At 45.0% G+C, this 16,165-nt stretch carries 4 protein-coding genes; all 4 read left to right on the top strand.

Annotation, left to right across the window (positions count from 1 at the left end):
• The first annotated feature begins 20 nt into the window (after positions 1 to 20).
• Genes AC59JT_RS14840 through AC59JT_RS14825 form a run of 4 tightly spaced genes read left to right on the top strand, consistent with a single transcriptional unit; the run spans position 21 to position 15,969 of the window.
• Entirely contained in the window at positions 21 to 6,545 is a 6,525-nt protein-coding gene (locus AC59JT_RS14840; protein WP_497400281.1) for a hypothetical protein, read from the top strand.
• Positions 6,542 to 7,339, top strand: a complete 798-nt coding sequence (locus tag AC59JT_RS14835) for a hypothetical protein (protein WP_497400279.1) — start codon at positions 6,542 to 6,544, stop codon at positions 7,337 to 7,339. The genes AC59JT_RS14840 and AC59JT_RS14835 overlap by 4 nt, the downstream gene beginning before the upstream one ends.
• A 21-nt stretch (positions 7,340 to 7,360) precedes the next feature.
• Positions 7,361 to 15,682, top strand: a complete 8,322-nt coding sequence (locus AC59JT_RS14830; RefSeq protein ID WP_497400277.1) for an RHS repeat domain-containing protein — start codon at positions 7,361 to 7,363, stop codon at positions 15,680 to 15,682.
• Positions 15,683 to 15,684: 2 nt separating this feature from the next.
• A complete protein-coding gene (locus tag AC59JT_RS14825; RefSeq protein ID WP_497400275.1) occupies positions 15,685 to 15,969 on the top strand; it encodes a hypothetical protein in 285 nt (94 codons plus the stop codon).
• The last annotated feature ends 196 nt before the right edge of the window (positions 15,970 to 16,165 follow it).

Genomic DNA, 16,165 nt, shown 5'->3' with positions numbered 1-16,165 from the left:
CAACGGCATTATTAACTATAATGGTGTTCAATACCTTGGCTCCATCCGTTTCGTATGCACTAACCTCGGGGCCGGTGCAGCCCGAAACTAAAGGTTTTCAACCGGCCGGCGTTTCTGATATGGTTGATGTTCAATCAGGCGATTTTAAGTATAATATCCCGCTGCTTGATGTGGATGGTTACCCCATCAACCTAAACTATCAATCGGGCGTGGGTATGGATGACGAAGCAAGTTGGGTAGGCCTGGGTTGGAGCTTAACACCCGGCGCTATAAACCGACAGGTTAGGGGTGTTCCGGATGATTTTTCAGGCGATGTGAATGAAATCGACCAAAAAATAAAACCTAAAGTTACCGTAGGGGGTACGATAAGTGTAAAAGCCGAGTTTTTTGGCGGGCGTACCAAAGGTTCGTTGTCTGTAGGACTTTTTAATGATAGTTACACCGGTATAGGCGGAGAGTTTGGGGCAAATGCCGGTATATCGTTTTCACGGGGTACCGATAGTTATTTAACTGCAGGCCTGGGTGTTGGGGTATTATCAAACACCCAGTCGGGGGTTGATGCTACGCCCTATATTTCATTATCAATAAAACAAAAAGCCACCGAGCATACAACCATTGATGCCGGCCTTACCGCCTCGTTGGGTTATAACACGCGGTCGGGCATGAAAAATCTCAGTTTAAGTAAAAGCTTTGGCGGAACCTCAAACATGGATAAGGAAGCCGACCCCACTAAGGCTAAAATACACTTGCCCGATTTTTTCTCGTCTGGCTCAAGTATCAGCTACAATACGCCGCCAATTTCACCGGCAATACAGGTACCTTACAAATCAACCTATAATACATTTAGTATTGATTTAGGCCCGGCTGTTTTTGGCGGGTTTGTGGGCGCAGGCTTTGCCGGGTATAAAAACGTGCGCGATGTAAAACAGTTTGATACAAGAAAACCGACCTATGGCTTTTTATATGCCGAACGTGGTAAAAACAATGCCGATGCGGTGATGGATTTTATCAGGGAAAAAGATAACCCCATTATCCCCGAAATGCCTAACCTGGCCATACCTATCCATACGCCCGATCTATGGTCGTATAACAGCCAGTCGGGCAGCGGGCAGTTTAAACTGTACAGGGGCGGAACGGGCGCTTTTTTCGATAATAAATCTACAGATGAATCGCGAGTTGGAACTTTGGGCCTTGACTTGGGTGGCGGCCTTTTTGCACATACCGGGTTAACATTGTTTGATCAAAAAACTAATACTGAATCGTATAAATGGACAGAACAAAACTATTATCTGCCTTTTGGCGGCGATTTTCAGGACGTATCAACCACTAACCCTAACGCACAGCATGTATATTTTAAACAGGTTGGCGAAAAAGGCGTTGAAGATCAGGATACCGCCTTGTATGTAAATAACAGAGAACCGGTTGCTGTTACCATAGGCGAATCAAAAGCATATCCGCAATTTAGAACTAATAGCAGTGGTGGCAAATCGTCTGCAAGGGGCTATAAAAATACCCATAGGTTAAACCGTACCGTTATATCATATTTAACAGCCAGCGAAGCAGCATCCGCTGCATTGGATAAAAAACTGCGGATATACCCTAATAATGATTACGCAGGTTTCCACGTACCGGCAAATAATAAACCGGTTCATACCGATAGCCTGCTAAGGTCAGCCGGCGTTCGTCAGGCACATCACCTGTCTGAAATGACGGTTACCGATGATGGCGGCAAGCGTTTGGTTTATGGTATACCTGTATACAACACTTCGCACGATGAATTTACGTTTGCTGTTGGTAGTAATCCCAGCCTGATACCGGGTACGCTTAACCAGGTAACAACCCCGTCAAACCCGGTAGATAATGGCCTGGGTATAGATAACTATTATCAGCGAGAAATAAAACCGGCCTATGCCAGCAGTTTTTTACTTACCTCCATCTTATCGCCCGATTATATGGATAAAACCGGTAATGGTATAACCGATGATGACCTGGGTACTGCTATAAAATTTAACTACACCAAACAGCCTGCTCTGTTCAAGTGGAGAACGCCCTATGAAGGTGCAACGCTAAATAAAGGTTTGCTGGCCGACCCCGATGATGACAAGGGCAGTATTGTTTATGGTACAAAAGAAATTTGGTATGTAAGTTCTGTCGAGTCGAAAACCAAAGTGGCCTACTTTATAACACAGGAAAGGCGCGATGCTTTAGGCGTGGCCGGATGGCAAAACGGAGGCCGGGATACAACCAATAAACAAAGGCTTTTAAAAGAAATAAGGCTTTACTCAAAAAGCGACATGAGCCGGCCTATTAAGGTAGTTAAGTTTCAGTACAACTATGAACTTTGCCGCGGCATACCAAACTCGGCCGACTACGGGACAACCGACCCGGCAAAAGGCGGAAAACTTACTTTAAAACGCGTTTGGTTTGAGTACGGAAACACTGATAAAGGCAAATATCACCCTTATACATTTGAGTACAACAAGGCCACAACGCTACACTCGGGGGCCGAAGTGACTTACGCCACGCTATCAACCGACAGGTGGGGCATGTATAAAAATAGCGATGAGAACACCAATGGCCTTAACAACGATTTCTATCCATACACTAATCAAAACAAATCAACTGCCGACCAGAATGCCGCGCTATGGCATTTAAAGAAAATTGGCCTGCCAACGGGCGGCCAGATCAACCTCAATTACGAATCGAACGATTATGCCTTCGTGCAGGATAAAAGGGCCATGGCCATGGCGCCCATCGAGGCCATGTTAGACGGCACTAATACAACAAACCAGTTAAATAAAGCCAAGGGTTTACAGGTAGATATCGGCACGGCAAGTCCGGGTAGTATGGACCCTACGCGGTGGTTTAAAGACGTGTTTTTAAACGGCTCGGACTACCTGTATACCAAAATGTATGTTAAACTGTCTACCAGTGCAAGCCGTTCGTTCGGGCGTGATTATGACTATGTGCCGGTATATTCAAAAATCAATTCGGTAAGCATAAGCTCGGGCAAAGCTAAGATCTGGCTTGCTGATATGGACGAAGCGGGCCTTAAACGCAACCCGATAAGCATAGCAGCCTGGCAGCGCATGAAGAATGAATATCCGCGTTACGCCTACCCGGGTTTTGATAACCGGCCTTCAGAAGGTGGGGGCTTGTCGGCGGCTGTTTCGGCCATTGCCCACGCTATTGGCAACCTGGCCGAACTTAGGCAAAACTTTTACAAAAAAGCCGATAGTCGTGGTTACGCCTCGGAGGTGCAACTGGCCAAAAGTTTTGTTAAACTAACCAAGATTGATGGCTTTAAACTGGGCGGCGGCACCCGTGTAAAAAAAATTGCCATTACCGATGACTGGCAAAACATGAGCGGAGACAACACAGCCGTGGCCGGTATGTATGGCCAGGCTTATAACTACACTACCGTAAGCCAGAATAAGGTAATAAGTAGCGGTGTGGCAACCTATGAACCTGCCATTGGTAACGATGAGAACGCTTTGAAACAGCCTGTGCTTTACGGCCAGAATGTAAAAGGCGGTATAAACAACTATTACCAGTTAGAGAAACCTTTTGCCGAATCGCTATATCCATCGCCATCGGTAGGCTACAGCAAGGTAACAGTTAATGACCTGGGTGCCGATCATGAAGCATCAAACCAAACTGGTTATGTGATTAACGAGTTTTATACCGCCAGGGACTTCCCGGTTAAAGTTACTGCCCTGGTTATAGACCCGATTCATTATAATCCACGTAATTCGTTTTCTATCACAAATACCAATAGTTATGATTACCTCACCCTGTCGCAAGGTTATAGTATTGAGTTGAATGATATGCATGGTAAACCCAAGGCAACGCGCATATTAAACAAGGGTGGCAGCGAAGTATCATCAACCGTATACTATTACAAGCAAAACAGGAACGGCGACCTGGATAACCGGGTAGATGCCGTAGACGAGAAAGGCGTAGTTAAAAAAGAAGTACTGGGCCGCGACATTGAGTTTTTTACCGATTTTAGGGAGAATTTGAGCGAAAATAAAGGCACCGCGGTTAATATAGGTTTAGATGTAATACCTATGGGCTGGATACCTTTTCCTTTACCTATACCACATTGGCCGCGTGGGGGCAACGATGATGTAAAACGATTCCGCTCGGCATGCGCCATGAAAACGATACAAACCTATGCTATAGTAGATAAGATCGTTAAAACGCAAAATGGTTCATCTGTAACCACGCAAAACGTAGCCTTTAGCCGCCTGACAGGCGAACCGCTGGTAACCAAAACCAATAACGAGTTTGGCGGCGATATCTATTCGGTAAACATGCCGGCTTACTGGGTTTACCAGGGCATGGGTGGAGCGTATAAAAACCTGGGGACTGTGTTAACAGGATTTAGCACCAACAGCCACGGCGAGCTTAATAAATACAGCGACCACTTACAAGCAGGTGATGAGGTATTGGCGGTTTATCTCAACGGCCTAACGTTGACGGCAGATCGGTTTTGGGTAATAAACAACGCCGCGTACTCCGGCGGCGGCAATACCAAAAAGCTGATTAAGCGCGATGGTACACTGATGACGAGTTTTCCGCCATTGCTGGTAAAAGTTCTTCGTTCAGGTAATCGTAATATGCTAACAGCAACCACCAGCAGCATAGTGTGCCTAAACAACCCGTTTATAACCGAAAGCGGGGTAACCAAATTACGCATTACCAAAGGTGATGATTTGACGGCTTTAAAGGTTATTAATGCATCGGTTACTACGTTTGATGAGGAGTGGGCGGTGGAGAAGGAAGTGCCGAAATACTACAATAACGCCGTAGTAGACAATGATTTAGGATTGGATTTTAACGGTTTAAGTTTGTCGCAATCTTCAGGACGGCTCGCGTTTTTACATGATAGCACAGGGGGCCATGTAGCATTAGATTCCTCTTATTTTAAATCATTTAGTCAACGAGCAAATTCATTAGTTTCTTATACTAAAACCTCAACAGGAAGTTTTTGGGGAGGGGGATTCGATACTTGTATAACGGTGCCTGAAACTAAACAATATAATATTGGAACATCTGGATGCTTCGTCAAGATAGATGGAAATTCGTGGGTTGGTACAATATATAATAATTCAAGTACTTTCTCAGCGTGGAACTTAGTTATTAATCACCCGAAAGGCTATTTGACCGCAGGGAAGCATAGATTGTCAGTAGAATTTTATGAACTTTCAGGACAACCTAAATATATTGGATTAGAAATATATGACAATACAAAAGCCCAATTGCTTAGTAAAGACACAACAGGGATGGGCATTAACGTTATTTTCAGTGCTAATAATCTTAAAAACATAAGTAATGTTCGTACTTTTCAGTCGTATAACGGTTCTCCTACGCGATATCGCTTCACTAATCCATTTGGAATTCCGATTGACGCGTGTAATCCGATTGACTTTAAAGTTTTTTTAGCTACAGTATCCAACCCCTACATCTCTGGCTACGTAGGTAGTTGGCGCCAATACCAAACTAAAGTTTACCAGAAAAACCGCAAGTACGTCGACTTGTTTGCTGCAAACCGAACATCATTAGATATAAAAAATGCCGGCTACATAGACGGTTTCTACTCGTACTGGGATTACAACAGCACAGCATGGGCCGTTAACCCTAACGGTAATAAATGGATAACAGCTAATACCGTAACACAATACGATAGATACGGCCAGCAATTGGAGAATAAGGATGCCCTGAACAGGTACAGCGCGGCCAAGTTTGATTTTAACGGTGAGTTGCCTTCGGCGGTAGCATCAAATGCGATGAACCGTGAGATCTATACTGCAAGCCTTGAAGATGCCCGCTTTGTGCCGGGTACATCTACAGCTGTAGATACAGTGAACGTAAGAGAGTTTGTAAGGCCATCTACCAAGCAAAATATCAAATTATTGATAGATACGACACAATCTCATAGCGGCAACTATAGCGTTAAACTACCTGCTGATGGTATTAAGCTATTGACCATTGCACACTCTGCAACACACAAATCAGGTAACACTTATTTAAATCTGGATGCTGATAAACAATATGTAACCAAGGGAGATAACGGCTTGTACCCTAACGGCTTCGAACCCAAACCAAGCAGCCCATACATTTTCAACGCCTGGATAAAGGACGACAGCGTTACTAAGAAAAATGCCAACCTGGTGGCATTGAAACTTAATGGCACCACCATACCGCTTACCTGCAAAGCAATAGTAGAAGGTTGGAAACTGGTAGAAGGCAAATTTACCACCGGAGCAAGTGGTAACCAGGTTATTACCATTACTCCAAACAGCGGCGCTACCATTTACATTGACGACATCCGCATACACCCTGCCGCGGCGCATATGAAAACCTATGCCTACGATGACAAAACAATGCGCCTGATGGCCGAGCTGGATGAAAATGGTTTCGCTACATTTTATGAATATGATGATGAGGGCTTACTGATACGGGTTAAAAAAGAAACCGAACGCGGTATCATGACCATTAAGGAAAGCAGATCATCTTACAAAAAAACAACAACGCCATGATACAGCAACGCCACATTTATAAAACCGTAGGCATAACGCTGTTGCTGGCAACAGTTGCGCTGGCCGCGCGCGCATGGCAACCGGCGCCGGTTAAAAAGCAACCTGTACGGGTGCTTACTACCGATACCGTGCGTAAGGTCCAGGCTTATGATCAAAAATTACTGAGCCGCTTTATGGCTGTCAATAAAAAGTATGAGCAGTTAAGCCAGAAAAATTATACCATAAGCGGCATCATTAACCTGATTAATAAGGCCGATACTGCCGGCAAGCTGCAAAATGTAGGCTTCACCATGTGCAGGGTAGGCAAAAGTTTTTACTACAAAATGGGTAAAACCGAAACCATTAATGCCAATGGCTTATACCTGGTGGTTGATAACCAGGCAAAGGTTATCATGCTATCCGAGCAAAAAGAAATGATCAACCCGCAGGTGCCGCTAAGCAGTTTCACCAAAATGGCCGAAAATCTGAAAGCTGAAGATTATACCATGAGTAGTGCCACCGTAAACGGCCAGCAAACCATCACCTTTTTAAACGAACGGCATATTACCTGCAAACAGTATTCGATATCGTTTGTGCCGGCCACGTCGCAGCTGAAACGGCTGTACGTAAGGCTTACCAATATTGATGAACCCGAAAGAAAAGATAAAGAAAAAGTACTTGATGTAAAGGTTAACCGCTTTGACGATAAGGCCAATCTGGCTATGTATTTAACCAGTAGCAACGTGGTAGCAAAAAAAGGCGGCAGCTGGCGCACAACCGGCAAGTTTTTAAAATATCAACTCATAGTAAGATAATATTTATTGATGTATATAAATATGCGTAGTGTTACAAAAGTCCGGTTGCTGATATTGAGCAGTATTATATTGCTGTTAACGTCTGTAAAAAGTTTTGCAGGTATTGACCCTTATAGCACCACGCTTAAAGGGCCTTTTAACCCGGGGCACAGTAAGTTTTCTGTAACTGATGTTAAGTATTTAAACCCCCTGGTTAACTGGGCTAATATTACCAACAAGTCAGTTAAAAATGCGGTTACTTTACGTGTTTCGGATGATACGCTGATCAACTATGCCTTTGATTACAGGGTAAAATTAAAAGTAAAAAGGTATTGGTCTGCCGATACGATAACTAACGCCCCTATTGTTGAAAGTAAGTACCTGCGTGTAAGCTATGATCCCGTTGCGCACAGTACCTATAAAAACATGGATAGCTATGAGTTTACAGGCGCTTACCGTGTAGAGGTTACTGTTGATAGCGTTTTGGCAATGAATGGTACCGCCGCGCCTGCAGGGTCGATGGTTGAGCTGAGGGCTGATGTTATTATTGATCGTACCTATCTTTTTTCGCCAACAAGCCGCCTGTATACCGAATATACCTATACTAACGATAGCACCCTTATAAATACCACCTGGACGCCTGTTAACGGCGCCGAGGAGTTTGACCTGGAATGGACTACCATCAACAACGGAAACCCTTATTACAGCGCACTTACCTCCGCCGTAACAGACTCGGCAGCATACCAGGCTATGTTAGAGAAAGCTTTCAGAAATAATGCCAGCCGTATTACCACATCGGCCAATAGTTATGTTATTGAGGCTATAGCTACCGATCCGTATATGTTGTTGCGGATAAGGCAGGTGCAGTATGCAGATAGTGGTATCCGGAAAACCGGTAACTGGGATTATAAACTAAAAGCCGCCGGATTTGCCATGCTGCCGATAGGGCACTGGCACCATCAAAATTTGAACTGGCAGTACTCAGCCTCGTTTGCCGAAGATGGTAAGAAGAAGGAAGTGATAAGTTATTTTGACGGAACCTTGCGCGGCCGGCAAACAGTTACTATAAATAATACTGACAATGTTGCCGTTGCCCAGGAAAATGTATACGACCAATTTGGCAGGCCGGTAGCCAGTATTTTACCCGCCCCTTATTACTCTCCGGCCAAACCGTACTTACATTACATTCCGAAGTTTAATGTTGATTCATCGGAATTGGCCTATAATTACAAAAACATAACGGGCCTGGATGCCAGTGCCTGTGAACCCCTGCCACAGCCGCTTAAAACTAGTTCGGGCGCTTCAAGATATTATTCAAATCAAAACCAGTTTTTGAATGATAAGCCCTACAATAATTTTATTCCGAATGCCGGGGGTTACCCATTATCTGTTACCCAGTATACAGCCGATAATACCGGCCGAATAAAAATACAAGGTGGTGTAGGCCCCGTTTTTCAGCCGGGAGCCGGAGATTCTACCAGTCTTAGCCATACTACAAAATACTATTACGGTAAGCCCGAACAGTGGGAGCTTAATCAATTATTTGGTAACGACGTGGGTTTTGCAGAGCGATACATGAAAAACATGGTGATCGATCCTAACGGGCAAGCCAGTATAAGCTATCTTAACTCTAGTGGTAAAACCATTGCTACCGCGTTAACCGGCAAGTCGCCTGCTAACCTTGACTCGTTGGTGGCACCTGGGTCAAAAACCTATCAAAACGTTAAGGTATTGCAACCTTCGCAGTTTGCTTTTGACGCTACCGAACTGAAGCTTACCGCTACAACAACCTACCTGGCATCGGTAATAGGCGAGGCGCCAATAACTATCGATGTAAAAAAATTAATTAATTACTATCCGGGCGGCGCTTTCCAGGTTTGCAGCAACTGTTTTTATAACATGACGGTGCGGATAACAGACGACTGCGGTGTAGACTTGCTGCCGATAACAGACACCATTCAAATTGGTTCGAAAACATCTAACCCCGGCGATACTGTAGCTTATCATCAAACCTTAGTTACCATACCTAACTTTGCCAAGCTTGGCGAATACTACATTAAAGTAGAACTGGCTTTTGATGAAAAGGTAGTTAATGATTATACCGACAACTTTGTTGCCCAAAGCAAGCTAAGCGGCTACCTGGAGCAGGAGTTTAGCTACATTAAAAAGCGTTACCTGGATACGCTTGACGTGAACGGCCTTTACGCCGATTGCCAAACCTGCAGTACCTTGCTCGGCCAACAATCAGAATTTACTAAAGCATTAACCGATAAATTTAAAACGCTTAGTATCGACACCGGAGCTACCGGCGGCATACAATTTAAAAATTGGGCCGATAGCTTATACACCGCCTTAAAAACACGGTGCGACTCGGCAAGGGCACATTGCGATTATCAACCTTGTGTTTCTATCGAGCGTTTATTATCTGATGACGTTTCGCCCGGCGGGCAGTACGCTTTGTTTAACAGTAGCGGAGTACCATTAGAGCCAGCCATAAACGTATTGAAAATAGAGAACTGGCTGGCAGAGTTCCCAACTATTTCCGATACCTCAAACGTTACCTATAAAAGCCAATTGATAACCCAGGACGATGGTACCATAACATCAGCCTACGCCCCCGACTTTACTTTGGACAAGGTGATAAAATACTGGAAACCCGAATGGGCAACCCGCTTTTTAAAGTATCACCCCGAGTATTGCAAGCTGCAGTTTTGTATGAATAACAGCACCTCGGGCAATTGGGATGCACAAGTTGAGCAAACTGATCTGGCTGCCGATATACATACCATTCCGGGTGCATCGGCAATGTCATATAGCTCAAGCAACGCGGGTGACTGGTTATTAAGCGCCGACCCCTTCTTTAAAACAGGGGCGACGGGCGCTGCCTATAAAACCGCCATGCAAAATGACTTGCTGAATTACTCGACCAATATAGTAAAAGCACCCGTTGGTGCTGCCGTAAAAGGCCTTACCGCTTTTACTGATTTTTTATTGTATTGTGCCGATACCGCGGGTACTACTACCAATACCTCTTCAAACCCTAATAACTGGGATTATTGCACTCCTGATCCTTCATGCCGGGTGATTGACCGCGAGTGGACCACTTACCGCGATATGTATCTCAACCTAAAGAAAACTTATTTTGAGAAGGTAGGAGATGCAACTTGCATTGGTTCATGCCCGATTGGTGTACCGGTGGCTCCGGTTGTTGTAGATAGTACGGTTATAACCAATGTAATTTTAGTCGTTAATGAAAATTCATCATCGATTGTAGGTTCCAACTGTGCGTCATATAGAACCGACATTTTCTTTGTAGATAATACCGGAACCAGAATCACTCCGCCTAAAACCGTACGTGTGAAACTACGCTATTTTAGGGATCTTACGGGTACGTATAGAGATACTGTAATATATGGCGAAACTTCTTTCCACTACACTCATATAACCGGGGAACAAGATATTGAAAATGCGTGCGGAACAGACCCCATGTATTTTCATTGTGTCCTTGAGTTAGACAACGCTGTCATAAATCCAGGCTACACACTTCCTAATTTAGTACCTCCTTACCTGCCCAACAGGGCAATAGAGTGCATAGGGTCATATATAAATCACCCCGGCTACATATATACCTATGCAGAATCGCCGTGCAATGCTTACGCGTCCAAAAAATCGCGGTTCCCTAAATACACTTTACCTTCCTCTTTGACCGCGGGCTCGGACGGCAGCATGAGCAACGAAGAAAAAGACGCTCTGATAGCCGACATTGATGCCCAAACACACTCTTACACCGACTCACTTTCTACCAGCGAGGCCGACCAGTGGATAATGGCGCTTGATTCGGGTTTCAGAAGCATTAGCGACCCTGTAGTGCGTCAGCAGTTGAAGGATACTTTAAAAGCAAAATTTATTGAACTAAGCAGGGCCGGTGCCGATGCCAAACGTATTAACGGCGTAAGCGACCTGGCCGGTCATCCATCGCCGCCCACCGGCCTGGATTATATGAGTTTTGGTGCTGCTATAAAAGGCGTTATTGGTATAACAGACTTTACGCCGTTTTTCAATCCATGGCTTATCGAGTCGCCTTATCCGTATAGCACGCCGGTACAGGCCGCGCCAAGGTCTGTTAGCAAGGCCAACGTCGACATATGTAGTTTACTGGCGACTTATTCTACCAAAGCTTCTGCTGCAAGCATGACGCTGTATAACTATTTGGTATCCACTTACGGCGAGGCCATGACCCTCACCGCAGATAATGTTACCGACCTGCAAAATGCCTGCGGAAACTGTAAGTTTTTACTGGCTAAGGATGTAAGCCTGCCCGTGTTTCTTGATCCGGGATCAAAAGGAACTATCAAACGCACAGATTACGTAACAGCGCTAAGTGCGCTGAATTCAAATTTCGCGACGCCGCTTGATACGGCTGGTATTAATTACCGCACCATCCTGGCTACCTTCATGAATCACCGCTTTGGTTTTGCATTGGTTTATGAAGATTATAGGGCCTATGAAAAACTGATAGTTACCGATACATCAGCCATATTATGCAACAGGTATGCCGCAGGACCTGCAAATGTTGACCGTTATGCCGACATAAAAAGCGTGGTTACCCAAGCCATTAATAAGGGCCACGAGGAGTATACACTTTATATTGAAGCTGCCCGCAAAGCTTTCCGCATAAGTTATGTCGATGTGTGTAAACAAGCCAACCCAAGCGCCATGATTACCACCAAGCAGCAGTTGTATCATTACACCTTGTATTATTATGACCAGGCCGATAACCTGCTGGCCACCATACCGCCCGAGGGTGTTACGCTGATCGACAAATCAAAATTTGATGCTATTGACGAAGCCCGTAATTATGATGTGGCAGGTATAAACTGCGAAGCTGATTTCAACGCTTACCTATCGTCCATAATTGCAAATAATAAAACCAGGGCTTTTGATACGGTATCAAATGTATTATCGTCAACCACCAACAGGGCAATGGAGTTTTGGCTGTTTAATTCAAACAGCACCCCAAGCCAGGTTATACAAAAAACATCTGATGGTAAATACCTGTTCCAGCTATGTGTTAGCAATGGTAAAGTAAATGTTGACGTATTTAGTTTAACCCCATACACAGGTGGTGTTACTTTTACCCTGTCAAATCACTTTGCAGCCAATGCCGGCAGCATACCAATAAATGCCTGGGCACACCTGGTAATACAGGGCGATACGCTTACATCGCGCAGTATGCAGGTATATTTAAATGGTACGCAGCTAACCGCGGCAACCGCTCCGCAAACTTGCGATTGCGCCTGGACGGTAACAGGCGGCACACCGGTGGTGTATCCGGATAATATTGCTACGCTTAAACATTTACGTACTTATAACCGCCTGCTTACATCCGGCGAAATTGCTGCTAACGCCGCCAACACCTGCTTGTTGCCGTCAAACAATAGCGGCATGACCTGGTTCCGCTTTAACGTGCCAACAGCCGGCGATAGTACAACAATTGCAGCGGGTAGCACCGTAGAAAGCCGCATATTTAAAATTTACCCGGCGCACGTATTACGTACGGTTTACGCCTACAATGCTACCAACCAGGTTGTAAAACAATACTCGCCCGATGGTGGTACCAATAAGTTTTGGTATGACATACTAAGCAGACTCAACATATCGCAAAATGATAAGCAGACTACGGTTAATAACTACAGTTATACCTTGTATGATGATTTGGGCCGCATTACACAGGTGGGCCAGAAAAAGCAAACCGCGGTAAGCCTTGGCTCGCCCGATTATTTGGCCGACGCCACGATAACATCATTCAAAGCGCAACCGGCTAACAGCCAGATAACCACTACTTATTATGATGGCGCGCCGGCAGCGGTGAGCGGGGTACAAACTACGCTGCCGCAAAACAACCTGCGCAAGCGTGTATCGGCCACTACCTATACCGATACCGTTGGCGTAGCTGTGCGCCAGGCCACTTATTATGATTATGACCTGGCGGGGAACGTAAAAACCCTATGGCAACAGGTGGATAGCCTGGGCACCAAGCGCGTTGATTACGAGTACGACCTGGTAAGCGGTAAGGTAAACTTTGTACGCTACCAGGATGGCCAGCCCGACCGGTTTTACTACCGCTATAGCTACGATGCCGAAAACCGCCTGATTGACGCCTGGAGCGGCACCAAAGCCATGGTTAACACCAACACCGGCAGCGAACTATTAAAATATAACCGCAAGCTTGATGCACATTACGCCTACTACCTGCACGGCCCGCTGGCCCGCGTAGAGCTGGGCGACCTGTATGGCAAAGTACAGGGTATTGACTATGCCTACACCCTACAAGGTTGGCTAAAAGGTGTTAACGGCATAGCTAATACAGGAAGCGCAGACATGGGCGGCGATGCAATCAGCCAAACTACCATACCTACTGATGCCTTTGGTTATAGCCTGCACTACTACGGCAACAGCACAAGGCTTGACTATGCTCCTGTACGCGGCTCGCAGCCGTTTGAAACTACACTGGCATCAACCAATGTGATACGTGAGTTGTACAATGGCAATATTACCGCCAGCAGCTTAAACATACCACAGCTGACCGCACACTATGCCGACCGTATTTACAGCTACGACCAGCTAAACCGTCTCATCAGCTCCAACTTTGTGGGGTATGATTCTGCCAGTCCGCTGGCTAATGGCGAGGTGTTTAGTTATGATGGTAACGGTAACATTAAAACCGCGGTACGCTACGGCGCGGGCACAAGCCCGGTTTCCGACCAGTTTACCTACAACTACAACAAAAGCGGCGGCAGGCTGCTAAACAACCGCCTAAATTATGTAGCCGGCAACAGCGGCGTAAGCCAGATGGGCACAAACCAAAGTGCCAATAACTATACCTATGATGCCATTGGCAACCTGATAAAAGATACCCAGGCCGGCATTACCAATGTTGATTGGAACGTTTACGGCAAAATAAGAGGCATAACGAAAACAGGCTCGCTTAAGTATGATTACAACAGCGCACAACAGCGCACCAAAAAACGCTTTGGCGGTGTAAACACCTACTACGTGCGCGACGCGCAGGGCAACACCCTGGCCGTATATGATAACAAAGGCGGCGCCAGCAACTGGCGCGAGCAACACCTGTACGGCAGCAGTCGCCTGGGTTTATGGACGCCAAACATACGCGTAGGCACCGACAGCAGCCGCGTTACATGGGACACCCTGGGCCGCAAGCAATACGAGCTAAGCAACCACCTGGGTAACGTACTGGCCACCATTACCGACAGGCGCACGCAACAAGCGGCCCCCGGCGATACCACCGTAGCTTACTATAAACCTGATGTTAGCACCGCTAATGATTATTACGCTTTTGGTAGCTTGATAACCGATAGAAGTTATACGGCTGATAAGGTATATCGCTATGGCTTTAATGGTAAGGAAAATGATAATGATGTAAAAGGCACCGGCAACCAGCAGGATTATGGTATGCGGATATATGATCCGAGGATTGCGAGGTTTTTGAGCGTGGATCCGATAAGTAGAGAACTTCCTAATTTAACGCCATATCAGTTTGGAGGAGACAATCCTATTGCTTTTATAGATGCAGATGGTCTTGAACCAGCTAAACCTAGTCGCCAGGATGATAATTTGGTATTATTTATTAAGGGGATTCAGAATGGCTTGAATCAACAGGCTAATGATGCAGCAGCGGTGATTGAATTGCTTTCAAGTAAAGAAGGGCAACAAAAACTTGATGAAATGGCGAGTCAAGCCATGAAAGATCCGATTAAATTGCTTTCGAGCATAGACAAATCCCTTTCAAAAGCGATTAGAAAAGAAGCAATACGGGCAGTAATTGATGCAGCCCTAGTCGGCTCTACATTTCTTAGAGATGAACAAGAAGGGGCATATGCTGCAGGTATGTTTGTGGCAAAATATGGGGTATTATTGCTTGCTCCTGAAGCTAGAGGGGCGAAGTTATCGTCAGAAGGTATAGTCGCGACCGGTGAACTCAAAGTTTTAGCCGAAGTGGCATCTGCGGCTAAAACTGAAGCAAAGATTACTGTGTTTGTGAATAAAGAGGCTAAACTTGTATATAGAGGCGGAAATACTTTTAAACTTAGAGACATGGAGATTAAAATTAATCCCGAAAATGGTATGGTTAAACCTACACATGGTCTTTCCCTTCATACAAATCCCGAGAAAATGTCTAGTTTTGGTGGAGCTTATCAAATTGAGAGTATTCCTGACGAGTTGTCGATCATACAAAGAGGAAAGGATGCGGATCATTTTGAAATTGTTCCAAAACACGAAATGTCCAAAGATGATTTCCAAAAACTTTTAAACCAAATAAAAGTAAAGAAAGTTGAATAAAAATGGAGCCTAACCTAATTGTAGAGTATGGATTTGATATTTATGTTTACGAAGAGATTATAAGGATGAAAGGTTACTGTGAACATGTTTACGTAACGTTACCTAATTCGTTAAAATATAAGATGTGCTTTTATGATCCAGTTAGATTAGCGCAAGATATCGAAGAGGAAATTTATATAGCTATTCCAAATTTGATAGTTGTTCTTGACGTAACTAAAGAAAATATGGAAGCCGCTATTTACAAGTCTTGGAGAGTCGGTTTTTTTAATTATTTAAAGCCAATGTAATTTAATTTTGTGCGGGTATTCCCCTCAATCTGGCGCGAGTATGCAGCGACGGCCTGTGCGACTGTGTACTCTTATTTGACCCTAAAATACTTCATCAAAAACTGGATTACATTCATAATAATCCTGTTATGTTAGGTATAGTAGAAACCCCCGAAGACTATTTATACAGTAGCGCACGTAACTATTACGACTTGCC

This window comes from Mucilaginibacter sp. A3364 (genome assembly GCF_059690715.1).
The sequence above is the reverse complement of the archived record's forward strand: the minus strand, read 5'-3'. Positions and strand labels throughout refer to the sequence as shown.

Bases quoted from the DNA above. Each gene is read 5' to 3' on its own strand.
- AC59JT_RS14840 (WP_497400281.1), top strand. From the start codon at position 21: ATGGTGTTCAATACCTTGGCTCCATCCGTTTCGTATGCACTAACCTCG.
- AC59JT_RS14835 (WP_497400279.1), top strand. From the start codon at position 6,542: ATGATACAGCAACGCCACATTTATAAAACCGTAGGCATAACGCTGTTG.
- AC59JT_RS14830 (WP_497400277.1), top strand. From the start codon at position 7,361: ATGCGTAGTGTTACAAAAGTCCGGTTGCTGATATTGAGCAGTATTATA.
- AC59JT_RS14825 (WP_497400275.1), top strand. From the start codon at position 15,685: ATGGAGCCTAACCTAATTGTAGAGTATGGATTTGATATTTATGTTTAC.